Origin of the sequence: Polaromonas sp. CT11-55 (genome assembly GCF_047303325.1) — a bacterium.
Lineage (GTDB): Bacteria > Pseudomonadota > Gammaproteobacteria > Burkholderiales > Burkholderiaceae_C > Polaromonas.
In genome coordinates, this window is the sequence record NZ_JBKBEX010000003.1 from 182,534 (window position 1) to 203,863 (window position 21,330).

General features: G+C 64.8%; 19 protein-coding genes. 8 read left to right on the forward strand and 11 right to left on the reverse strand.

Going from position 1 to position 21,330, the window contains the following annotated elements; genetic code table 11:
* Positions 1-14: 14 nt before the first annotated feature.
* Positions 15-722 carry a haloacid dehalogenase type II gene (locus ACEN8I_RS04435; RefSeq protein WP_413326700.1) on the reverse strand — a complete coding sequence of 236 codons (708 nt, stop codon included), beginning with the start codon at positions 720-722 and terminating at the stop codon, positions 15-17.
* Positions 723-1,024: 302 nt separating this feature from the next.
* On the opposite strand from ACEN8I_RS04435, the gene atzF reads away from it, so the two are divergent.
* The 8 genes from atzF to ACEN8I_RS04475 all read left to right on the forward strand — a co-directional run bounded on the left by atzF (position 1,025) and on the right by ACEN8I_RS04475 (position 8,314).
* Positions 1,025-2,674, forward strand: coding sequence for an allophanate hydrolase (atzF, locus tag ACEN8I_RS04440; RefSeq protein ID WP_413327064.1), 1,650 nt, complete (start codon positions 1,025-1,027; stop codon positions 2,672-2,674).
* A 61-nt stretch (positions 2,675-2,735) separates the two neighbouring features.
* On the forward strand, positions 2,736-3,755 hold the full coding sequence (locus tag ACEN8I_RS04445; protein WP_413326702.1) for an ABC transporter substrate-binding protein: 1,020 nt from the start codon (positions 2,736-2,738) through the stop codon (positions 3,753-3,755).
* A 5-nt stretch (positions 3,756-3,760) separates the two neighbouring features.
* Positions 3,761-4,597 carry an ABC transporter permease gene (locus ACEN8I_RS04450; RefSeq protein ID WP_413326704.1) on the forward strand — a complete coding sequence of 279 codons (837 nt, stop codon included), beginning with the start codon at positions 3,761-3,763 and terminating at the stop codon, positions 4,595-4,597.
* A gap of 151 nt (positions 4,598-4,748) precedes the next feature.
* Positions 4,749-5,570, forward strand: a complete 822-nt coding sequence (locus ACEN8I_RS04455) for an ABC transporter ATP-binding protein (RefSeq protein ID WP_413326706.1) — start codon at positions 4,749-4,751, stop codon at positions 5,568-5,570.
* A gap of 5 nt (positions 5,571-5,575) precedes the next feature.
* On the forward strand, positions 5,576-5,785 hold the full coding sequence (locus ACEN8I_RS04460; protein ID WP_413326708.1) for an AtzG-like protein: 210 nt from the start codon (positions 5,576-5,578) through the stop codon (positions 5,783-5,785).
* Positions 5,782-7,218 (forward strand): AtzE family amidohydrolase, encoded by a 1,437-nt coding sequence (locus tag ACEN8I_RS04465; protein WP_413326710.1) that lies wholly within the window; start codon positions 5,782-5,784, stop codon positions 7,216-7,218. The genes ACEN8I_RS04460 and ACEN8I_RS04465 overlap by 4 nt, the downstream gene beginning before the upstream one ends.
* The gene (gene hpxZ / locus ACEN8I_RS04470) at positions 7,215-7,595 is read left to right on the forward strand and encodes an oxalurate catabolism protein HpxZ (protein ID WP_413326712.1); all 381 of its coding nucleotides are present in this window, start codon (positions 7,215-7,217) and stop codon (positions 7,593-7,595) included. Before ACEN8I_RS04465 ends, hpxZ begins: the two co-directional genes overlap by 4 nt.
* Positions 7,592-8,314, forward strand: coding sequence for a GntR family transcriptional regulator (locus ACEN8I_RS04475; RefSeq protein WP_413326714.1), 723 nt, complete (start codon positions 7,592-7,594; stop codon positions 8,312-8,314). The genes hpxZ and ACEN8I_RS04475 overlap by 4 nt, the downstream gene beginning before the upstream one ends.
* A 70-nt stretch (positions 8,315-8,384) precedes the next feature.
* On the opposite strand, the gene ACEN8I_RS04480 is transcribed toward ACEN8I_RS04475, so the two are convergent.
* The 10 genes from ACEN8I_RS04480 to ACEN8I_RS04525 form a co-directional block, all read right to left on the reverse strand.
* A complete protein-coding gene (locus ACEN8I_RS04480; RefSeq protein WP_413326716.1) occupies positions 8,385-9,314 on the reverse strand; it encodes a dihydrodipicolinate synthase family protein in 930 nt (309 codons plus the stop codon).
* Between the two features lie 51 nt (positions 9,315-9,365).
* Positions 9,366-11,102, reverse strand: a complete 1,737-nt coding sequence (locus ACEN8I_RS04485; protein ID WP_413326718.1) for an IlvD/Edd family dehydratase — start codon at positions 11,100-11,102, stop codon at positions 9,366-9,368.
* Positions 11,103-11,122: 20 nt separating this feature from the next.
* Entirely contained in the window at positions 11,123-12,157 is a 1,035-nt protein-coding gene (gene yjfF, locus ACEN8I_RS04490; RefSeq protein WP_413326720.1) for a galactofuranose ABC transporter, permease protein YjfF, read from the reverse strand.
* The gene (locus ACEN8I_RS04495; protein ID WP_413326722.1) at positions 12,154-13,197 is read right to left on the reverse strand and encodes an ABC transporter permease; all 1,044 of its coding nucleotides are present in this window, start codon (positions 13,195-13,197) and stop codon (positions 12,154-12,156) included. The genes yjfF and ACEN8I_RS04495 overlap by 4 nt, the downstream gene beginning before the upstream one ends.
* Complete coding sequence (locus tag ACEN8I_RS04500) at positions 13,190-14,728, reverse strand: sugar ABC transporter ATP-binding protein (protein ID WP_413326724.1); 1,539 nt, start codon at positions 14,726-14,728, stop codon at positions 13,190-13,192. The genes ACEN8I_RS04495 and ACEN8I_RS04500 overlap by 8 nt, the downstream gene beginning before the upstream one ends.
* A 55-nt stretch (positions 14,729-14,783) precedes the next feature.
* Positions 14,784-16,001 (reverse strand): multiple monosaccharide ABC transporter permease, encoded by a 1,218-nt coding sequence (gene mmsB, locus ACEN8I_RS04505; RefSeq protein ID WP_413326726.1) that lies wholly within the window; start codon positions 15,999-16,001, stop codon positions 14,784-14,786.
* Between the two features lies 1 nt (position 16,002).
* Entirely contained in the window at positions 16,003-17,508 is a 1,506-nt protein-coding gene (gene mmsA / locus ACEN8I_RS04510; protein WP_413327067.1) for a multiple monosaccharide ABC transporter ATP-binding protein, read from the reverse strand.
* Between the two features lie 117 nt (positions 17,509-17,625).
* Complete coding sequence (gene chvE / locus ACEN8I_RS04515) at positions 17,626-18,696, reverse strand: multiple monosaccharide ABC transporter substrate-binding protein (RefSeq protein WP_413326728.1); 1,071 nt, start codon at positions 18,694-18,696, stop codon at positions 17,626-17,628.
* Between the two features lie 63 nt (positions 18,697-18,759).
* Positions 18,760-19,725 (reverse strand): ABC transporter substrate-binding protein, encoded by a 966-nt coding sequence (locus ACEN8I_RS04520; RefSeq protein ID WP_413326730.1) that lies wholly within the window; start codon positions 19,723-19,725, stop codon positions 18,760-18,762.
* A 54-nt stretch (positions 19,726-19,779) separates the two neighbouring features.
* Positions 19,780-21,231: an aldehyde dehydrogenase family protein gene (locus ACEN8I_RS04525; protein WP_413326732.1), complete on the reverse strand. Its 1,452-nt coding sequence runs from the start codon at positions 21,229-21,231 to the stop codon at positions 19,780-19,782.
* Between the last annotated feature and the right edge of the window lie 99 nt (positions 21,232-21,330).

The window sequence follows — 21,330 nt, forward strand, 5'->3', positions numbered from 1 at the left end:
AAAATGAAAGCGGATTATTGGAAAGGCAGCGCGAGCACGTCGCGCAGGCTGCTGCCGGTGTACACGGGCTGCGTGCCCAGTTCTTCAAACGGCAGCTGGTAGCGGTTGACCCACAGCGTGCGGTAGCCATACCAGGTGGCCGCCAGCGCATCCCAGCCGTTGCAGCTGACGAAGGCGATCTGCCTGGCCTCCAGCCCGGTGGCCTCAAGCCCCAGCGCATAGGCCTCGGGGGCGGTCTTGTATTTGCGGATGCCGTCCACGCTGATCACGTGGTCCAGCAGGCCCTCGAGCCCGGCGGAGCGCACGGCCACGCCCAGCATGGACGGGTCGCCGTTGGACAGGATGCCGGTGACCACGCCGCGCGCCTTCAGCGCCTGCAGCACTTCCCGGTTTTCCGGAAAGGCCGACAGGTGGCGGTACTGGTTCATGAGCTGGTCTTCCTGCCCCGCGGCCAGGTCCAGCCCCAGCCGCTTGCAGGCATAACGCAGGCCGGCGCGCGTGAGTTCCCAGAACGGCTGGTAGTGCGCGCCGTTGTTGCTGGTGGTCACCAGCCGGGTGTATTCGATCTGTTTGTCGCGCCACAACTGGCCCAGTGCCTGCCCCTTTCCAGGAAAGAGCTGCTCGGCCAGCAGGCCCACGCTGTACACGTCGAACAGCGTGCCGTAGGCGTCGAACAGCACCGCGCGCAGAGGAGGCAGGGTGGTCGTGCGCGTTTTTTCCATGACCTCTACTTTATTTGATACAGCTTGGCCGATTAATCGACGCCAAATAGTTTTATTAGTGACCTGAATACACCTAATGAAAAGCAAGGCCTCCTGCCTAAACACTCGCCCTCGGTACGAAGTTGCATCGGAACAGATGGCAAACGACTGGCACAGCTCTTGCATCTTGTCTTGTACACAAGTATGGATGCTTTGAAGTGGTGCACATTTCCTCAACACCGAATCCCTCTGCCAAGCCCGCCGCGCCTGGGCCCGCGGCGCAGCAGGCAGATGCGAAGCGCTTGCTCGCGCCGCAGGCCTGGATCAGCCAGACAGCGTCCTTCCCGCCCGGCAGCAGCGGCGCACTCGCCGGCCTGTCTTTCGCGGCCAAAGACAACATCGACGTCGCGGGCGTGCCCACCACGGCCGCCTGCCCCGCTTTTGCCTACACGCCCACAGCGCACGCCGCCGTGGTGCAAAAGCTGCTCGATGCGGGTGCGCAGTTGCTGGGCAAGACCAACCTGGACCAGTTCGCCTGCGGCCTGAACGGCACGCGTTCACCCTATGGCGCCGTGCCCAATGCGATTAACCCGGCCTATATATCAGGCGGGTCCAGCTCCGGCTCGGCCTACGTGGTGGCGACCGGGCAGGCGGACTTCGCGCTGGGCACCGACACGGCCGGCTCCGGACGCGTGCCTGCGGGGCTGAACAACATCGTGGGCCTCAAGCCCTCCAAAGGTTTGATCAGCGCGCGCGGCGTGGTGCCTGCCGCGCAAAGCGTGGACTGCGTGTCCATCTTCGCGCGCACCGTGGCTATGGCCACCCGTGTGCTCGAGGCGGCCATGGGCTACGACCCGCTGGACCCGTACTCGCGTGCGCTGGCGATGGCCGACACAGCCTTGCCGGCCGGCTTTCGTTTTGGTGTGCCTTCAACATTGAACTTCTGCGGCGACGCGCTGGCCGAGCAGGCCTTTGGCGAAGCGGCCCTGCGCATGCGGGCCCTGGGCGGCGTGCCGGTGCCCATCAACTTCGCGCCGCTGGCCGAGGCGGCCGCGCTGCTCTATGAAAGTGCGCTGGTAGCCGAGCGCTACGCCGCCGTGCGCGATTTTTTCGACGCACATGAGGCCGATGTGATCGAGCCGGTGCGCAGCATCATTGGCGCGGGCAAGCAGTACAGCGCCGCCGACCTGTACGCGGCCCAGACGAAATTACGCGCGTTGGGCCAGCAGGCGGCCGCGATGTGGCAGGACATTGATGTGCTGCTGCTGCCGACTGCACCCACGCACTACACCCTGCAAGCCATGCAGCGCGACCCCGTCGCGCTGAACCGCTACCTGGGCACCTACACCAACTTCGTCAACCTGCTGGACTATGCGGCGCTTTCCGTGCCCAGCAGCCTGCGGCCCGACGGCCTGCCCTTCGGCATCACGCTGGTGGGCCTGGCGGGCAGCGACTGGCAGCTGGCCGAACTCGGCCAGCGCTACCACCACGCCACCGGTTTGCCGCAGGGCGCCTTGGATGAAGCGTTGCCCGCGCCCGCGGTATTGCCGGGCATCAAGCCGCCGTCCACTGTCAGGCTGGCCGTCGTGGGCGCCCACCTGTCCGGCATGCCGCTGAACAGCCAGCTGACCTCGCGCGGCGCCACGCTGGTCGGCCCCGCGCGCACCGCGCCCGACTACCGCTTTTACGCGCTGCCGGGCACGGTACCGCCCAAGCCGGGGCTGCTGCGCGTGGCCGCCGGCGAAGGCGCGGGCATCGCACTGGAAATCTGGGAGATGCCGGTGCAGCACTACGGCTCCTTCGTCGCGCTGATTCCCGCGCCGCTGGGCATAGGCACGCTGGCGCTCGAAGGCGGCGCCAGCGTCCAGGGTTTTGTCTGCGAGGCGCACGCCGTGCAAGGCGCCGAGGACATCACGCACCTGGGCGGCTGGCGCGCCTACCTTGAATCACTGAAGTCAGCCGCCTCCGCTTGAAGTGTTTCCTCCACCGTCACCCATTTATCCAAAGCCTATCCATCACCCGCAGGAGCATTCCATGAAATCCGTTCCCACACCGTCATCCGCCACCTCCGGCCCGGCACGCCGCACGCTGATCAAGGCCACGGCCGCCGGCGCGGCGCTGGGGCTTATGGGCATGCCCGCCATCCTGCGCGCGCAGGGCGGGCCGAAAATCCGCATCGGCTACTGGCCCATCGCCGCCGGCCTGCCGTTTTACTCGGCGATCGAACTGGGTTACTTCAAGGAAGCCGGCCTGGACGTGGAAGCCCTCAAGTTCGCCGGCGCGCAGCAGGTGATGGAGGCGGTGCTCTCGGGCCGCGCCGACGGCACCGCCAACGGCACCGGCTCGGCCAACATCGCCATCGGCGAGATCGCCCAACCCGGGACCTTCAAGATCTTCTGCTCCAACCCGAGCAACGTGAAGAACGTGCTCGACGAAGTGATCGTGCCGGCGGCCAGTCCGGCCAAGGTGATGGCCGACCTCAAGGGCAAGCGCGTCGGCTCCGGCCCCGGCATCCAGAACGTGACGCTGGCCAAGACCGTGCTGGAACGCGGCGGCGCCACCGGCGCGACCGTGGTCGAACTGCCCATAGGCCAGCATGTGGCCGCACTGGCCGCCGGCCAGATCGACGGCGCCTACACGCTGGAGCCCACCGGCACCATAGGCCGCATGAACGGCACTACCCGCGTGCTCGAAGCCGGCGTGATCGCGCGCTATGTGCTGGGAGACCCGATGGCGCCGTGGTTCGGCGGCTCGGCCTCGCTGTCCTCGGACTTCATCAAGAAAAACCCCGACGCAGCGAAGAAGTTCGTCGCCGCCTACGGCAAGGGCGTGGCCTACGTGCGCAGCAAATCGGTCGAGGCGCGCCAGTACCTCAAGGGCTACACCGCGATTGAAGGCCCGCTCACCGGCGAGGTGCCGCTGGCCGCGTACACCATGTACAACGAATTCACCCCGGCCGACGTGGCGCACTTCCAGAAGTTCTTCGACCTGTTCTCCGAAAAAGGCATCTTCAGCTCGCGCCTCATCGTGGACTCCATGCTCTACAAAGGTTGAACACCATGGATACCGCCACTTCAGCAACGGCGACACCCGCCAAACCCTGGGCACCTCCGGCCGCGCCGGTGGCCGCCGTGCAGCGCAAGCCGGCGCTGGACAAGGCCCTGCCCTTCATCGGCCCGGTGGTGCTCTTCATCATCTGGGACCTGGCCGTGCGCCTGGGCTTCATCAAGGCCATCCTGCTGCCGCCGCCCATCGATGCGCTGGGCGCGCTGCTCAGCGGCTTGGCCGGCGGGCCGCTGCTCAAGGACTTCGCGGTCACCGTGTGGCGTACGGTGCAGGCCTTCCTGATTGCCGCCGCTGTCGGCATGCCGCTGGGCGTGCTGCTGGGCAGCAATGAAAAAGCCTACCGCAGCGTGGAGTTCCTGATCGACTTCTTCCGCTCCACGCCGTCCTCTGCGCTGATCCCGCTGTTCCTGATGATTTTCGGCGTGTCGGACATCAACAAAGTGGCGATCGCCGCGTTCGGCGCATTGCTGATCGTGGTCTTCAACAGCGCCTATGGCGTGATCAACGCGCGCAAGCAGCGCGTGATGGCGGCCAAGGTCATGGGCGCCTCACGTTGGCAGGTGTTCAAGGACGTGCTGATCTGGGAAAGCCTGCAGCCGAGTTTTGTCGGCCTGCGTTCGGCGGTGTCCATGGCGCTGGTCATCGTGATCGTCGCGGAGATGTTCATAGGCGCCGACACGGGCCTGGGCAACCGCATCATCAACGCACAGCAGGTCATGAACGTCAAGGACATGTACGCGTCGATCCTGGCTGCGGGAGCCCTGGGCTATGCATTGAATATTTTGTTCCTCATCGCCGAGCGCCGCATTGTTCATTGGAGTGGAAGATGATGTTGCCCCCACGTTCGCTCACTGCGTGTAGCTCTCTGCCCCCCGAGGGGGCCGCTGCGCCTGCGGCCTGGCAAAGCCAGTTCCGCGGCCCCTGCTTGAAGGGGAGGTCTTCCTGCCTATTCTCCAATTGTGAAACTTGCTGGAGTGCGTCATGTCCGCTGTAATCAACGCCCCTGTCTTCGCCGACGTCCCGGTGCGCGAGTTCCAGCCCGGCCCGGCCGGCACGCACATCACCATACGCGGCCTGACCAAGTATTTCGCCGGCTGGCCGCTGTACGAGGACTTCAACCTGGACATCCCCAAACACAAGATCGTGTCGGTCTTCGGGCCCAACGGCTGCGGCAAGTCCACGTTGATCAACATGATCGCAGGCCTGATCCCCATCGATGCGGGCGAAATCCTGTTTGACGGCAAGTCGCTCAAGGACACCAAGATCGGCTATGTCTTCCAGAATTACCGCGAGGCCATGTTTCCTTGGATGCGCACCATCGACAACATCGCCTACCCGCTCAAGCTCGAAGGCAGGTCCAAGGCCGAAGTCGACAGGCGCATGGCCGAGCTCGTGGCCTCTTTCGACGTGAAGTTCGACCTGAACCGCTACCCTTATGAACTCTCGGGCGGGCAGCAGCAGACAGCCTCCATCATGCGGGCGCTCGCGCCCAACCCCGAAGTGCTTTTCCTGGACGAGCCCTTCTCGGCGCTGGACTTCGAGATGACGCTGTTCATCCGCGAAAAACTGCAGGAGGTCTTCATGCAGACCGGCACCACCATGCTGCTGGTCTCGCACGACCTGGAAGAAGCCGTCTACCTGGCCGACCAGGTACTGCTGTTGACCAAGCGCCCGACGCGCGTGGCTGAAATCCTGTCCTACGGCGACGCGCGCCCGCGCACGGTGGAGACGCTGTCCGAAGCCAGCTTCATCCGCACCAAGAAACTCAGCCTGGAAATCTTCCAGCGCGAAGTCAGGCGTTGAACCGCATGACGCCCCCTCAAATAGAAGCCTATGTCGATGCCGCCGCGGCCGCGCTGGACTTGCCGCTGAGCGCGGAGCACCGGCCCGGTGTGCTGCAGTTCTTCGCGCTGGCCGCCGGCTTTGCCGCGCAATTGCAGGCGGTTCCGCTGCACGCGCACGACGACCCGGCGCCGGTGTTTGCGCCTGTCGAGCCTTCCGCCAAGGCCGCCGCATGAACGACGCCGTTGAAAGCCTGCGCGGCGACGCAACGGCCATGGCCCAGGCGGTGCGCTCGCGCAAGATCAGCGCAGCCGAGCTGGTCGAAGCCAGCCTGGCGCACATAGCCGCCACCAATGGCCGCGTCAACGCGTTCACTGAAGTCACCGCCTCGCGGGCACGGCAGCGCGCCGTGCAGCTGGACCGGCAGCTTGCCGGCAATGCGCCCGGCGTGGCGGAGTCACCCCTGCTGGGTGTGCCCTTTGCCGTGAAGAACCTGTTCGACATCGAAGGGGTGGCCACGTTGGCGGGCTCGGCCATCGAACGCGAGCGGGCGCCCGCCGCGGCCGACGCGCTGCTGGTGCAGCGCCTGGAAGCAGCCGGCGCCGTGCTGGTAGGCGCGCTCAACATGGACGAATACGCCTACGGCTTCACGACCGAAAACAGCCATGCCGGCCCGGCCCGCAACCCGCACGACCTCACGCGCATTGCCGGCGGCTCCTCCGGCGGTTCCGGCGCCGCGGTCGCCGCGGGCCAGGTTCCGCTGGCACTGGGCTCGGACACCAACGGCTCCATCCGCGTGCCGGCCTCGCTGTGCGGCGTGTTCGGCCTCAAGCCTACCTTCGGCCGGCTGCCTCGCACCGGCAGCTACCCCTTTATTTCCGGGCTGGATCACCTGGGGCCGTTTGCGCGTTCGGTGCGCGACCTGGCTCTTTCGTACGACCTCATGCAGGGTCCCGAAAGCGGCGGCCGGCGCGACCCCGGTTGCGCGCAGCGTGCCGCCGAACCCGTGCTGCCGTCGCTGACGCAAGGCATGGACGGCCTGCGCGTGGGCCTGCTGGGCGGCTACTTCCAGGACCATGCGCAGCCTGAGGCCCTGACCGCCGTGCAGCGCGTGGCCCAGGCACTGCACACGCGCGACACGGTGGAGCTGCCCATGGTCGAAGCGGGACGAGCGGCCGCATTCCTGATCACCAACGCCGAGGGCGGCGCGCTGCACCTGGACGACCTGCGCCGCCGCGCCGCCGACTTCGAGCCGCTGTCGCGCGACCGCTTTCTGGCCGGCGCCCTGCTGCCGTCCGCCTGGATAGACCGCGCCCAGCGCGTGCGCCGCCTGTATGCGCAGGCCGTGGCCGGCCTGTTCGAGCGCTTCGATGTGCTGCTGGCTGCCGCCACCCCCTGCGCCGCCACGCCCCTAGGCGCCGAGTGGCTGGAATTGAACGGCAAACGGCTGCCGCTGCGCCCCAGCATGGGCCTGCTGACCCAGCCCTTTTCCTGCATAGGCCTGCCGGTCTGCGCGGTGCCGGTGTGGCCCGATGAGGGCCTGCCCGTAGGCGTTCAACTGATTACCGCACCCTGGCGCGAAGACCGCGCGCTGCGCGTGGCCGCGGTGCTGGAGGCCGCCGGCATCGCCCGCGCGCCGCTGGCTTCGCCGACAATCGGGGAACCATGACCCACGCCATCAACCTGCCCGACGTCCATGCCGAAGTGGCGGCCGCGTTCGTCCGTTATGAAAGCGCGCTGGTCGGCAACAACGTGCAAGTGCTCGACGAGCTCTTCTGGAACAGCGAGCACACCTTGCGCTACGGCGCCACCGAAAACCTCTACGGCTATGACGCCATACGCGCCTTCCGCGCGGGCCGGCCCTCGCAAGGGCTGGCCCGCACCCTGCTGAACACCGTGATCACCACCTACGGCCGCGACTTCGCCACGGCGAATACCGAGTTCGTGCGCGCCGGCAGCGACAGGACCGGGCGCCAGAGCCAGACCTGGCTGCGCACACCGGAGGGCTGGCGCGTGGTCGCCGCCCATGTGAGCCTGCTGGCATGAGCCGCGCTCCCGCAGCGCCCGTTGCCGGCGCAGCCTTTCATTCGCGCGCCGACGAGGCCTACGCCGAACTCAAGCGCGATATCGCCGAATTCAAGCTGGTGCCCGGCGATCGCTTCACCGAAACCGAAATCAGCGACCGTCTGGGCGTCTCGCGCACGCCGGTGCGCCAGGCCCTGTTTCGCCTGCAGCAGGAAGGTTTTGTCGAGGTGCTGTTTCGCAGCGGCTGGCGTGTGCTGCCTTTTGACTTCGACAAATTCGAGCAGCTCTACGACCTGCGCATGGTGCTGGAAACCACCGCCGTGCAGCGCCTGTGCGCCGGCAGCGAGGCAGTGGACACGGCGATGCTCGACGAACTGGCCGCCATCTGGCTGGTGCCGGCGGCGCAGCGCAGCGCCGACCACGTGCAGGTGGCCCAGTGGGACGAAGCCTTTCATTGCGCGCTGGTGGCCGCCGCCGGCAATGCCGAGATGGCTCGCGTGCACCGCGACGTGACCGACCGCATCCGCATCATCCGCCGGCTCGATTTCATCAAACAGCCGCGCGTCGACGCGACCTATGAAGAGCACGCCAAGATCCTCAAGGCGGTACAGGCCAGGCGCGGCGACCAGGCGGCCATGCTGCTGCGCGCCCATATCGAGACCAGCCAGGCCGAGGTACGCAAGATCACGCTGCACCAGGTCCACCTGGCGCGCCAGGCCGGGGCCACAAGGCCGCGTTGAAGGTCGCACAGGCTTGCAGCCGGCGGCCACGGACGCAAGCAGCTGGAAACCGTGCGGCCAGGGGCGAGACTTATCGCCCCCAGCGCAGCACCAGCGGATCCAGCCGCCTGGCGGTGGCCAACAGCCCGGCGCGCGTGTCCGGATGCATGGCCGGGAAAGGATGGCGCGGCGCCTCGCAGGCGATGACGCCGCCTTCCTTCATCAAGGCCTTGGCGGCCAGCAGCCCCGCCTGGCGGTTTTCGAAGTTGATCAGCGGCAGCCACTGCTGGTAAAGGGCGTACGCCTTGTCGTGATCACCGGCGCGGTGCGCCTCGATGATGGGGCGGATGCCGTCGGGGTAGCCGCCGCCGGTCATGGAGCCGGTCGCGCCGGCGTCAAGGTCGGGCAGCAGGGTGATGGCCTCCTCGCCGTCCCAGGGACCCTCCACGGCGCGGCCGCCCAGGCGGATCAGTTCGCGTAGTTTGGACGCCGCGCCGGCAGTCTCGATCTTGAAATAGGCGACGTGTTCGATCTCGCGGGCCATGCGCGCGAGGAAGCAGGCCGAAAGTACGGTGCCGCTGGCGGGCGCGTCCTGGATCATGATGGGAATGTTCACCGCATCCGACAGGCGCGCATAAAACTCGTAAATCTGCGGCTCGCTCACGCGAAAAGTGGCGCCGTGGTAGGGCGGCATGACCATCAGCATGGCGGCGCCCATGTCCTGCGCGCGGCGGCTGCGTTCGGCGCAGATCTTGGTGCCGAAATGGGTGGTGGTCACGATCACCGGCACGCGCCCGGCCACATGCTCGAGGACGGTGCGGGTCAGGGTTTCGCGCTCTTCATCCGACAACACGAACTGCTCGGAGAAGTTGGCCAGGATGCAGATGCCGTCGGAGCCGGCGTCGATCATGAAGTCGATGCAGCGCTTCTGGCTCTCAAGGTCCAGTTCGCCGGTTTCGGTGAAGGTGGTGGGGGCGACGGGGAAGATGCCGCGGTAGCGCGGCTGGCGGAGCGTGGTCATGGATGTAAGGATCAGGTTGAAGGAGGCTTCACGGATTTACGCACTGCGCATCTAGTGGGAATGGCGGGGAACTTCGGAGCCGCGGCAGCCGACCAGGAAATCAAAGTCGCAGCCCTCGTCGGCTTGCAGCACGTGGTCGACGTACAGGCGCTGGTAGCCGCCGCGCATGCCCGCGGCGGCTTTGCCCTGCAGCGCCGCGAGGCGCTCGGCGAGTTCGGCATCACTGATGTCCAGGTGCAGGCGGCCCTGGTCGCAGTCGAGCTCTATCCAGTCGCCGTCGCGCACGGCGGCCAGCGGCCCGCCGGCCGCGGCTTCGGGCGCCACATGCAGCACCACGGTGCCGTAGGCGGTGCCGCTCATGCGCGCGTCGGAGATGCGCACCATGTCCTTGACGCCCTGGCGCAGCAGCTTGGGCGGCAGGCCCATGTTGCCGACCTCGGCCATGCCGGGGTAGCCCTTGGGGCCGCAGTTTTTCATGACCATGACGCAGCTGGCGTCGATGTCGAGGTTCTCGTCGACGATGCGCTCCTTGTAGTGCTCCAGGTTCTCGAACACGACCGCGCGGCCGCGGTGCTTGAGCAGCTCGGGGGAGGCCGCGGAAGGTTTGAGCACCGCGCCGCGCGGCGCCAGGTTGCCGCGCAGTATGCAAATGCCGCCGTCGGCGATCAAGGGGTTGTCCAGCGGGCGGATCACCTCGTCGTTGTACTGCGGGGCCTCGCGCACGTTGTCCCATAGAGCCCGGCCGTTGACGGTGAGTGCGTTGGGATGCGGCAGCAGGCCGTTCTCACCCAGGCGGCGCAACACCGCGGGCAGGCCGCCGGCGTAATAAAACTCTTCCATCAGGAAACGGCCGGAAGGCTGCAGGTCGACCAGGGTCGGCGTGTTGCGGCCTATGCGCGTCCAGTCTTCCAGGTCCAGTTGCACGCCGATGCGGCCGGCGATGGCCTTGAGGTGGATCACCGCGTTGGTGGAGCCGCCAATGGCGGCGTTGACGCGGATCGCATTTTCGAAAGCTTCGCGCGTCAGGATTTTCGACAGCGTCAGCCCTTCGCGCGCCATCTCGACAGCGCGCGCGCCCGACATCTGTGCCAGCACATAGCGGCGCGCATCCACCGCGGGAATCGCCGCGTTGTGCGGCAGCGAAGTACCCAGGGCCTCGGCCATGCAGGCCATGGTGGAGGCCGTGCCCATGGTGTTGCAGGTGCCGGCCGAACGCGACATGCCGCCCTCAGCCGCCAGGAACTGGTGCAGCTGGATTTCGCCCGCCTTCAGCGATTCGTGCAACTGCCACACCGCCGTGCCGGAGCCGATGTTTTTGCCTTCAAGCTTGCCGTTGAGCATGGGCCCGCCGGTCACCACGATGGCAGGGATGTCGCAACTCGCCGCGCCCATCAGCAATGCGGGGGTGGTCTTGTCGCAGCCGGTGAGCAGCACCACGGCATCAATCGGGTTGCCGCGAATCGCCTCTTCCACATCCATGCTGGCCAGGTTGCGTGTGAGCATGGCGGTGGGCCGCAGGTTGGACTCGCCGTTGGAGAACACCGGGAATTCCACCGGGAAGCCGCCCGCCTCGGAGATGCCGCGCTTCACATGCTCGGCGATCTTGCGGAAGTGCGCATTGCAGGGCGTGAGTTCCGACCAGGTGTTGCAGATGCCGATGATGGGCCGGCCGTCGAACTCATGATCGGGAATGCCCTGGTTCTTCATCCAGCTGCGGTACATAAAGCCGTTTTTGTCGGCCGAGCCGAACCATTCGGTGGAACGTAATTTTCTTTTGGTGCTTGTCATGGGGGTAATGTGTGGTCGTTTCAGGAGGAGGTGGTTGTGCGCTTCACCAGCAGCCGTTGCAGCAGGCAAAAAACAAACAGCAGGACGCCGACGACAATGCGCGTCCACCAGGAACTCAGGCTGCCGTCGAAAGAAATCAGGGTCTGGATGATGCCGAGCATCAACACGCCGAACAGGGTGCCGGCCACATAGCCCACGCCGCCGCTGAGCAGCGTGCCGCCGATCACCACGGCGGCGATGGCGTCCAGCTCCAGGCCGGTGGCGTGCAGTCCGTAGCCCGACAGCATGTAGAAGGTAAAGACCACACCGGCCAGTGCCGAGCAGAAACCGGAAAGCGTGTAAACCCCCACCAGCGTGCGGCGCACCGGCAAGCCCATCAGCAGCGCGGATTGCTCATTGCCGCCGACGGCATAGACGGTGCGGCCGAAAGGCGTGCAGTGCGCGATGAACACCGCCGCCAGCAATACCACGACGGCGATCAGGGCGCTGATCGACAGCGAAGCGTCTTCCCACAGGGGAATGCGCAACTGCGAGACCTCCGAATAAAACTCGTTGGTGATGCTGATGGAGTCGACGCTGATCAGGTAGCACAGGCCGCGCGCCAGAAACATGCCGGCCAGCGTCACGATGAAGGGCTGCAGGCGAAAACGCTCGATCAAAAACCCCATGAAGGCGCCGAAAGCCGTGCCCATGAGCAGTACCAGCGGAATCACCGCGGCCGGGCTCCAGCCGTGGTGCTCCACCAGCGCGGCCGACACCATGGTGGTCAGCGCCACCACGGAACCCACGGACAGGTCGATACCGCCCGAAAGAATCACAAAGGTCATGCCCACGGCGACGATGACCAGAAAGGCGTTGTCCACCAGCAGGTTGAGGAAGACCTGCGCTGAAAAGAAGCCGGTGTAAAGCACCGAGCCCAGGCTCGCCATGGCGACAAACAGCGAAATCGTGGCCGCCAGCGGCAGGTATTTGGGGTTGAAGCGGGAAGCCGGCACGGCCGGCGGCAGCGGCCGGGCTGCAGCTTCTGCGCCAGGTGCTTTGAGCGTCGCGCTCATGGCCGCATCCCCCGCACGGCCGGCCGCCGTGTCCAGATGGCTATCTCGGCCCGGAACTCCGGCGACTGCAGCAGCATCACGGCAAACACCACCGCGGCCTTGACCACCAGGTTGATCTCGGGCGGCACGCCCAGCGAATAAATGGCATAGGTCAGGGTCTGGATGATCAGCGCGCCTATCACGCTGCCCACCAGGCTGAAGCGCCCACCGGTGAGCGCGGTGCCGCCCAGCGTGACCGCCAGGATGGCGTCGAGCTCGAGCAATTGGCCCGCATTGTTGCCGTCGGCGCTTTTCACGTTGGAGCTGATCAGCAGGCCCGCAATGCCCGCGCACAGGCCGCAGAAAGCGTAGGCCGCGACGATCAGCCGCCGCGCCTGCACGCCGGCGACGCGCGCCGCGGTCGGGTTGATGCCCACGGCCTGGATGAATAGCCCGAGGGCGGTGCGCGTCACCGCCAGGTACAGCAGGGCAAACACCACCGCCACGATAAACAGCGAGAAAGGCAGGCCCAACAGGTAGCCGCTGCCCAGGAAGAAAAACGGCGCGTAATAAATGGTGATGATCTGCCCGCCGGTGATGAGCTGCGCGATGCCGCGGCCCGCCACCATGAGGATCAGTGTGGCGATGATGGGCTGCATGCCCACCCTGGCGACCAGCAGCCCGTTCCACAGCCCGCACAGCAGCGCGATGCCCAGCGCCGCAAGAATGGCCAGCGGCATCGGGAAGCGGCTCACGCCCGCGGCCACCGAGCCGCCTATCATCCAGGCGGCCAGCGCGGCAGCGATGGCAACCACCGCTCCCACGGAAATGTCAATGCCGCGGGTGGCGATCACCATGGTCATGCCCAGCGACACCAGCACCAGCGGCGCGGCCCGGTTGAGGATGTCAACCAGGCTGCCGTAGAGGTGGCCGTCGCGCCACTCGACATGCAGAAAGCTGGCATTGAACACCGTGTTCACCACCAGCAGCAGGAACAGCGTGACAAGCGGCCAGGCCAGGCGATGCCGCATGACATTCAGTGGGGTTTTCTTTTCAGACATGTTCAGCCGCGATCAGTTCATAGACGGCGTCTTCGCTGCTGCCCGCCGGTAGCTCGCCTACCTTGCGGCGGTCGCGCAGCACCACGATGCGGTGCGCCACGCGAACCACCTCGCTCATTTCGGAGGAAATGAAGATCACGGCCATGCCGGCCTGCGCCAGGCGCAGGATCTGCTCCATGATTTCCTGCTTCGCGGCCACGTCGATGCCGCGCGTCGGCTCGTCCAGGATCAAGAGGCGCGGCTCGGTCGCCAGCCAGCGCGCGATCATGGCCTTTTGCTGGTTGCCGCCCGACAGCAAGCCTATGGGCGTGTCCACGCTCGCGGTCTTGATGCCCATGGCCTGGACAAAACGTTCGGCCAGTGCCGTCTGCTCGGCCCGCGACAAAAATCGGCGCATGCCCATGCGGGCTTGCAGCGCCAACGCGATGTTTTCACGCAGCGACAGCTCGGCCACAATGCCGTCGGTCTTGCGTTCCTCGGGGCACAGGGCCAGGCCGTGGCGGATCGCGTCGGCGGGGCTGGAGAAAGCGACTGTCTCGCCGTCGATCCTGAGCACACCGCGGTCCGGCGCTTCCAGGCCGAAGAGCAGGCGCGCCAGTTCCGTGCGGCCCGAGCCCAGCAAGCCGGCAAGGCCCAGCACCTCGCCGGCACGCACACGAAGGTTCACGGGTTGCAACTGGCCGCTTTGGCCCAGGCCTTCGGCTTGCAAGAGCGCCGGCTGCGCGTCATCAAACGCCGCAGTTGCCGGGGCGCTTGCGGATTGCGCGGCCAGCTCCCGGCCCAGCATGGCCGCGATCAATGCCTGCGGCCCCAGCTCGCTGGCCCGCCACTCCCCGACCCAGCTGCCGTTGCGCAGCACCGTGATGCGGTCGGACACCGCATAGACCTGGTTCAGGAAATGGGTCACAAAAACAATGGCCAGGCCCTCGCCGCGCAGGCGGCGCAAGACCTCAAAGAGTTTTTGCACTTCGTCATCGTCGAGGCTGGAGGTGGGCTCGTCGAGGATCAGCACCTTGGCCTCAATACTGATGGCGCGCGCAATGGCCACCAGCTGCTGCACCGCGACCGGGTAGCTGGACAGGAGGCGCGTGACGTCGATGTCCAGGCCGACGCGCGCGACGAGTTCGCGCGCGCGGCGAGTCAGTTCGGCCCAGGCAATGCGATAGCCCTGCGCAATGCCGCGCCGCGGATAGCGGCCCGCGAAGATGTTTTCCGCCACGGAGAGGTTGGGGCAGAGGTTGACTTCCTGGTAGACCGTGCTGATGCCCAGGCGCTGCGCCGCCAGGGGAGAGGCCGGCCACACCGCCTGGCCGGCCAGCCGCATTTTGCCGCCGCTGGCTTCGAGCACGCCGGTCAGGACCTTGATGAGCGTGGACTTGCCCGCGCCGTTTTGCCCCATCAGGGCATGGATTTCACCGGGATACAGGCGAAGGTGCACGTCGCGCAGCGCATCGATGCCGGCAAACTGCTTGTGGATGCCCGAGAGCTCCAGCACGGGAGCGACGTCGGTGGGGGTATCGGCCGGGGTCATGGGGCAAGCTCGGCGCCATGCGCCGCGGTATTCACCTTGAGGACGGCCGCAGGGCTCATGCCTTGTTTTTGTTATAGACGTCGACAAACACGGCGGCCAGCAGCACTACGCCTTTGATGACCTGCTGGTAGTCGATGCCCACGCCCAGGATGGACATGCCGTTGTTCATCACGCCCATCACGAACGCGCCTATCACCGCGCCCATGACCTTGCCGACGCCGCCCGAGGCCGAAGCCCCGCCGATGAAGCAGGCGGCAATGACGTCGAGCTCAAAACCCAGTCCGGCCTTGGGCGTGGCGGTGTTCAGTCGCGCGGCGAACACCAGCCCCGCCAACGCCGCCAGCACGCCCATGTTCACGAAGGTGTAGAAAGACAGGCGCTCGGTCTTGATGCCCGAGAGCTTGGCTGCCTTTTCGTTGCCGCCCAGCGCATAGACGCGCCGCCCTATCGTGGTGTGCCCCGTGATGAAATGGAACATGAAGATCAGCACGGCCATCACGATCAGCACATTGGGCAGGCCCTGGTAGGAAGCCAGCAGATAGCTGAAGTAGATCAGCAGCGCGGCAAACACCGCGGTTTTGACAAAAAAGAACACAGCGGGCTCGGCCTGGATGCCGTGCTTGAGCTGGCGGGCCCGCGCGCGCAGGCCGGCTGCCGCCAGCACCGCGGCGAGCACCACGCCCAACAGCAGCGAAGTCATGCGCAGGCCTTCACTGCTCAGCAGGTCCGGCATGAAGCCGGAGCTGAGTTTCTGGAAGGACTCGGGGAAGGGGCCCACCGACTGGCCCTGCAGCAGCGCGAGGGCAAGCCCCTTGAACACCAGCATGCCTGCCAGCGTGACGATAAAGGAGGGAATGCGGAAGAAGGCGACGAACCATCCTTGCACCGCGCCTATCAGCGCGCCGCAAGCCAGGCACAGCAGCGAGGCCGGCACGAAGTTCCAGTCGTACTGGACCATCAGCACGGCGGCCAATGCGCCGATGAAGCCGCACACCGAACCCACCGAAAGGTCGATGTGCCCCGCCACGATGACCAGCAGCATGCCCAGCGCCATGATGACGATGTAGCTGTTTTGCAGCACCAGGTTGGTCAGGTTCAGGGGCTGCATCAGCGTGCCCTCGGTCATGTACTGGAAGAAGGCCATGATGGCCACCAGCGTGACCAGCATGCCGTACTCCCGGAAGTTGTGCTTCAGGTAGTCCAGCGGTGATTTGTCGCCTGTGGACGCGGCTTTGACCGGTGGCATGGTGGCGTTGGAGGGTTCGTTCTTCATTTCAGCTTGCTTTCACGATCGCGCGCATGATCTTTTCCTGGGAGGCTTCGGCCGTCGGCATCTCGGCGATGAAGCGGCCTTCGTTCATGACGTAGATGCGATCCGTCATGCCCAGCAGTTCCGGCATTTCCGAAGAAATGACAATGATGCATTTCCCCTCGGCCGCAAGCTGGGCCATCAGGGTGTAAATCTCGTACTTGGCGCCCACGTCGATGCCGCGTGTGGGCTCATCCAGGATGAGTACCTCGGGGCTGGTGAACAGCCATTTCCCGAGCACCACCTTTTGCTGGTTTCCGCCCGAGAGGTTGAGGACTTTCTGGCCGACGCCGGAGCAGCGTATGCGCAGTGTTTCCCGGTAGCGCTGCGCGACCTGGTATTCACTGCCGCTGTCGATCACGGCGGCTTTCGAAACGCCTTTGAGGTTGGCCAGCGACACATTGAACTGGATGTCTTCGTTCAGCACCAGACCGTTGCCCTTGCGGTCTTCGGTCACATAGGCCAGGCCGTGGCGAACGGCTTTTTCCACCGTGCCCACGTCGACGGGCTTGCCGCCCAGCAGCACCTGGCCGCTGATGCGGCGACCCCACGAGCGGCCGAAGATACTCATGGCAAGCTCCGTGCGCCCCGACCCCATCAGCCCGGCAATGCCGACGATTTCACCGCGCCGCACCTGCAGGCTCACGCCCTTGATGAATTTCCTGTCCGTGTGCAGCGGGTGGTAAACATTCCAGTCGCGCACTTCAAACACGGTCTCGCCGATTTTCGGCTGGCGCGGCGGGTAGCGGTCTGCCATCTCGCGGCCCACCATGCCGCGAATGACGCGGTCCTCGCTGACGGCCTCTTCGCGGCAGTCCAGCGTTTCCACGGTGCTGCCGTCGCGCAGGATGGTGATCGCATCGGCCACGCGTGAAATTTCATTGAGCTTGTGCGAAATAAGGATGCAGGTGATGCCATGGCCCTTGAGTTCCAGCAACAGGTCGAGCAGCGCCTGGCTGTCGTTTTCATTGAGGCTGGCCGTGGGCTCGTCGAGGATGAGCAACTTGACCTGCCTGGACAAGGCCTTGGCGATTTCCACCAGCTGCTGCTTGCCCACGCCGATGTCCGTGATCAGCGTGCCGGGTGATTCCTTGAGACCCACTTTTTTCAGCAAGGCCTGTGTCTTGCTGTGCGCGGCCATCCAGTCGATCACGCCGTGCTGCGCGGTTTCGTTGCCCAGAAAGATGTTCTCGGCGATGGACAGCAGCGGAACCAGGGCCAGCTCCTGGTGGATGATGATGACACCCAGTTGCTCGCTGTCGTGGATGCCGAGGAAGCGGCGCTCCTGCCCTTCGTAAACAATGTCGCCGCTGTAAGAGCCATGCGGATAGACGCCGGAGAGGACCTTCATCAAGGTCGATTTTCCGGCGCCGTTCTCGCCGACGATGGCATGGATCTCACCCGCGCGCACGCGCAGGTTGACCTTGTTCAGCGCGACAACACCTGGGAAGGTCTTGCGGATGTCGCGCATCTCCAGAATCGTTTCCAATGCCTGTCCTTTGATGCAAGGTGATTGCCACCTCTTGGCGTTGACGGCCCCGCGCCTTGCAGCGCGGGGCCGTTTGTTCCGTTTGTTTTCAGCGAATGCTTACTTGATCTGGGATTCTTTGTAGTAACCGCTGCCTATCAGCACCTGGTGCCAGTTGGATGCATCCACGGCCACAGGTTTGAGCAGGTAGGAGGGCACCACTTTCACGCCGTTGTTGTAAGTCTTGGTGTCGTTGATCTCAGGCTGTTTGCCGGACAGCATGGCGTCCACCATGTTGGCCGTGACCTTGGCCAGTTCGCGCGTGTCCTTGAAGATGGTCGAGTACTGCTCGCCTTTCAGGATGGACTTGACGGAAGCGATTTCAGCGTCCTGGCCGCTGACCACGGGGCAGGGTTGCTGCGCGGTGCAGTAGCCCACGCCCTTCAGGGAAGACAGGATGCCGATGGACAGGCCGTCATACGGCGACAGCACCGCGTGGACTTTTTCCTTGCCGTAGTAGGCCGACAGCAGGTTGTCCATGCGCGCCTGCGCCACCGCACCGTCCCAGCGCAAGGTACCCACCTTGTTCATGCCCATCTGCTTGCTGCGCACCACCAGCTTGCCGCTGTCGATGTAGGGCTTTAGCACGCTCATGGCGCCGTCGTAGAAGAAGAAAGCGTTATTGTCGTCGGGTGAACCACCGAACAGTTCAATGTTGAAAGGGCCTTTGCCCTGCTTGAGGCCCAACTTGTCGACGATAGTGGTGGCCTGCAATACGCCCACCTGGAAGTTGTCGAAGGTGGCGTAGTAGTCCACGTTCTTGGAACCCTTGATCAGGCGGTCGTAGGCAATGACCTTGATGCCTTTGTCGGCCGCATTTTGCAGGGCCTTGGACAAGGTGGTGCCGTCGATGGAGGCGATCACCAGCACTTTCACGCCCTTGGTGATCATGTTCTCGATCTGGGCCAGCTGGTTGGGGATGTCATCCTCGGCGTACTGCAGGTCGGTCTTGTAGCCGCGCTCCTTGAGCACCTTGACCATGTTGTCGCCGTCAGCGATCCAGCGGGCAGAGGACTTGGTCGGCATCGAGATGCCGATGCTGCCCTTGTCCTGCGCATGGGCCAGCGGCGCGATACCGACGGCGGCCAGGGCCAGGCTGGCCAGCAAAGTCTTCAGAAAAATACGCTTCATGAGTTGTCTCCTTGTGTGTTGTCAATGATTCTTGAGTATCCGCGCGCCATGGCAGGCGCCCCATCAGTACTTACGCTTGGGAAATTCCGCGGCCGCCACTTCCATCGGAAAAATCCCCTCTTCAGTAACGATTCGTTTCTGAACCGGCTTGCCGGCCTTGATGTCTTTCACCGCGGCCATCAACTGGGGGCCCAGCAAGGGGCTGCATTCCACGGAGACGTTGAGCTTGCCGGCCATCATGGCCTCGAACGCGCCCTTGACGGCGTCGATGGAGATGATGGTGATGTCCTTCGCCGGCTTCATGCCGGCTTCTTCAATCGCCTGGATCGCGCCTATGGCCATGTCGTCGTTGTGCGCGTAAAGCACATTGATCTTCTTGCCTTCGGCCTTGAGGAAGGCTTCCATCACTTCCTTGCCCTTGGCCCGGGTGAAGTCGCCTGTCTGCGAACGGATGATCTTGAACTTCGGGTCGGCCTTGATGATTTCCTCAAAACCTTTTTTGCGGTCTATGGCCGGCGCGGAACCGACGGTGCCCTGCAGCTCGACGATGTTGACCTGGCCACTTGTCCCCTTCATTTTTTCCACCAGCCAGCGGCCCGCCTTGCGGCCTTCTTCCACAAAGTCGGAGCCCATGAAGGAGACATACAGCGAGGTGTCCTTCACATTGACGGAGCGGTCGGTCAGCACCACCGGAATCTTCGCCGCCTTGGCTTCGCGCAGCACGGTTTCCCAGCCCGACTCGACAACCGGCGAGAACGCGATCACGTCCACCTTTTGCGCGATGAAGGAGCGGATGGCCTTGATCTGGTTCTCCTGCTTTTGCTGGGCGTCCGAAAACTTGAGCTCGATGCCGGCGTCCTTGGCGGCCGATTTGATGGATTCGGTATTGGCGGTGCGCCATTCGCTTTCCGCGCCCACCTGGCTGAAACCCAGCACGATGGCTTTTTGCGCCCACGCGGAAGCCGGCAGCAGACCGGCAAGGGGGGCGCAAGCGAGCGCGGCGGCGAGGGTACGGCGTTGGATCTTCATATTGTCTCCTTTGGTTGAAATTAAACTGACAAGTCTCCCGTGATCCGAAGTGGTTCAGGCCAGCACATAGCCGGTCTTGACCGTGGTGTAAAACTCCGCGGCGTAGCGGCCCTGCTCGCGCGGGCCGTAACTCGAGCCCTTGCGCCCGCCGAAAGGCACATGAAAATCGACGCCCGCGGTCGGCAGGTTCACCATGGTCATGCCGACCTCGGCGTTGCGCTTGAAATGCATGGCGTGCTTCAGGGATGTGGTGCAGATGCCCGCGCACAGGCCGAACGGCGTGTCGTTGGCCAAGGCCAGCGCATGTTCAAAATCATCGGCCTGCAACACACAGGCCACCGGCCCGAAGATCTCTTCGCGCGCGATGCGGTGCTCCGGCCTGGCCAGGAATAGCGCCGGGTTCATGTAGTGCCCCGGTGTCGCACGTTCGAGCAGCTCACCGCCCCAGACATGCTCGGCGCCCTCGTTGCGCCCTATCTCCAGGTAGGACAGGTTGTTGTCCAGTTGGCCCTGGTCGACCACGGGCCCCATTTCGATGCCTTGCTCCAGCGCATGGCCCACCTTGAGCGCGGCGACGCGATGGCGTAGCCGGGCAACGAAGGCGTCGTGCACGGGCGCTTCCACAATCAGGCGGCTTGAGGCGGTGCAGCGTTGGCCGGTCGAAAAATACGAACCTTGCACCGCGCATTCGACGGCTTGGTCAAGGTCGGCATCGGCCAGCACCACCAGCGGGTTTTTGCCGCCCATTTCAAGCTGCACCTTGGCGCGGCGCGCGGCCGCGGACTGGAGGATGCGCTCGCCGGTCGCCACCGAACCCGTGAAACTCAGCGCATTGACCAGGGGATGGTCGACCAGCGCCTGGCCGACTTCCCGGCCGCTGCCCATGACCAGATTGAACACGCCCGCGGGCAGTCCGCAGCGGCTGATGATTTCGGCCAGCGCCCAGGCGCAGGTGGCGACCAGTTCGGCCGGCTTGAAGACCACCGTGTTGCCGTAAGCCAATGCCGGTGCGATCTTCCAGGCCGGGATCGCCAGCGGAAAATTCCACGGCGCGATGATGCCCACTACACCGACGGGTTCACGCGTCACGTCCACCTGGATGCCGGGGCGCACCGATGCCAGGGTCTCCCCCTGGACGCGCAAGGCCTCGCCCGCGAAAAACTTGAAGATCTGACCTGCCCGCGCCGCTTCGCCCACGCCTTCGGGCAGGGTTTTTCCTTCTTCCCGCGCCAGCAGCATGCCCAGTTCATCCTTGCGCGCCAGTATCTCGCTGCCTATCTGGTCGAGCACGTCGGCGCGGCGTTGCGGGGTGCTGTGGCTCCAGTGCGGCAAAGCCTCGGAGGCCGCCCGGATCGCGACTTCTGTCTGATTGCGGTCGGCACGCGCATACTCGCTCACCACTTCGCGGGTGTCCGAAGGGTTGGTGCTGATGCCCGTGGTGGTGCCGGTTTCCCAGCGCCCATTGATGTAATGCCGGGCGTTGTGCTGCAGTTCGCCGAATCTCATGAAAGATGCTTTTTCATAACGACGCAGTCTAGAATCGATTTTGATATCAATCTAATCGTTTTTTTGACAAAATTGATATCGTTCTACGCATTCTGGAAA

What these genes read in the sequence shown, in the direction of transcription:
- ACEN8I_RS04435 (WP_413326700.1), bottom strand. Translation starts at nt 722, where the DNA reads ATGGAAAAAACGCGCACGACCACCCTGCCTCCTCTGCGCGCGGTGCTG.
- ACEN8I_RS04445 (WP_413326702.1), top strand. Translation starts at nt 2,736, where the DNA reads ATGAAATCCGTTCCCACACCGTCATCCGCCACCTCCGGCCCGGCACGC.
- ACEN8I_RS04450 (WP_413326704.1), top strand. Translation starts at nt 3,761, where the DNA reads ATGGATACCGCCACTTCAGCAACGGCGACACCCGCCAAACCCTGGGCA.
- ACEN8I_RS04455 (WP_413326706.1), top strand. Translation starts at nt 4,749, where the DNA reads ATGTCCGCTGTAATCAACGCCCCTGTCTTCGCCGACGTCCCGGTGCGC.
- ACEN8I_RS04460 (WP_413326708.1), top strand. Translation starts at nt 5,576, where the DNA reads ATGACGCCCCCTCAAATAGAAGCCTATGTCGATGCCGCCGCGGCCGCG.
- ACEN8I_RS04465 (WP_413326710.1), top strand. Translation starts at nt 5,782, where the DNA reads ATGAACGACGCCGTTGAAAGCCTGCGCGGCGACGCAACGGCCATGGCC.
- hpxZ (WP_413326712.1), top strand. Translation starts at nt 7,215, where the DNA reads ATGACCCACGCCATCAACCTGCCCGACGTCCATGCCGAAGTGGCGGCC.
- ACEN8I_RS04475 (WP_413326714.1), top strand. Translation starts at nt 7,592, where the DNA reads ATGAGCCGCGCTCCCGCAGCGCCCGTTGCCGGCGCAGCCTTTCATTCG.
- ACEN8I_RS04480 (WP_413326716.1), bottom strand. Translation starts at nt 9,314, where the DNA reads ATGACCACGCTCCGCCAGCCGCGCTACCGCGGCATCTTCCCCGTCGCC.
- ACEN8I_RS04485 (WP_413326718.1), bottom strand. Translation starts at nt 11,102, where the DNA reads ATGACAAGCACCAAAAGAAAATTACGTTCCACCGAATGGTTCGGCTCG.
- yjfF (WP_413326720.1), bottom strand. Translation starts at nt 12,157, where the DNA reads ATGAGCGCGACGCTCAAAGCACCTGGCGCAGAAGCTGCAGCCCGGCCG.
- ACEN8I_RS04495 (WP_413326722.1), bottom strand. Translation starts at nt 13,197, where the DNA reads ATGTCTGAAAAGAAAACCCCACTGAATGTCATGCGGCATCGCCTGGCC.
- ACEN8I_RS04500 (WP_413326724.1), bottom strand. Translation starts at nt 14,728, where the DNA reads ATGACCCCGGCCGATACCCCCACCGACGTCGCTCCCGTGCTGGAGCTC.
- mmsB (WP_413326726.1), bottom strand. Translation starts at nt 16,001, where the DNA reads ATGAAGAACGAACCCTCCAACGCCACCATGCCACCGGTCAAAGCCGCG.
- mmsA (WP_413327067.1), bottom strand. Translation starts at nt 17,508, where the DNA reads ATGCGCGACATCCGCAAGACCTTCCCAGGTGTTGTCGCGCTGAACAAG.
- chvE (WP_413326728.1), bottom strand. Translation starts at nt 18,696, where the DNA reads ATGAAGCGTATTTTTCTGAAGACTTTGCTGGCCAGCCTGGCCCTGGCC.
- ACEN8I_RS04520 (WP_413326730.1), bottom strand. Translation starts at nt 19,725, where the DNA reads ATGAAGATCCAACGCCGTACCCTCGCCGCCGCGCTCGCTTGCGCCCCC.
- ACEN8I_RS04525 (WP_413326732.1), bottom strand. Translation starts at nt 21,231, where the DNA reads ATGAGATTCGGCGAACTGCAGCACAACGCCCGGCATTACATCAATGGG.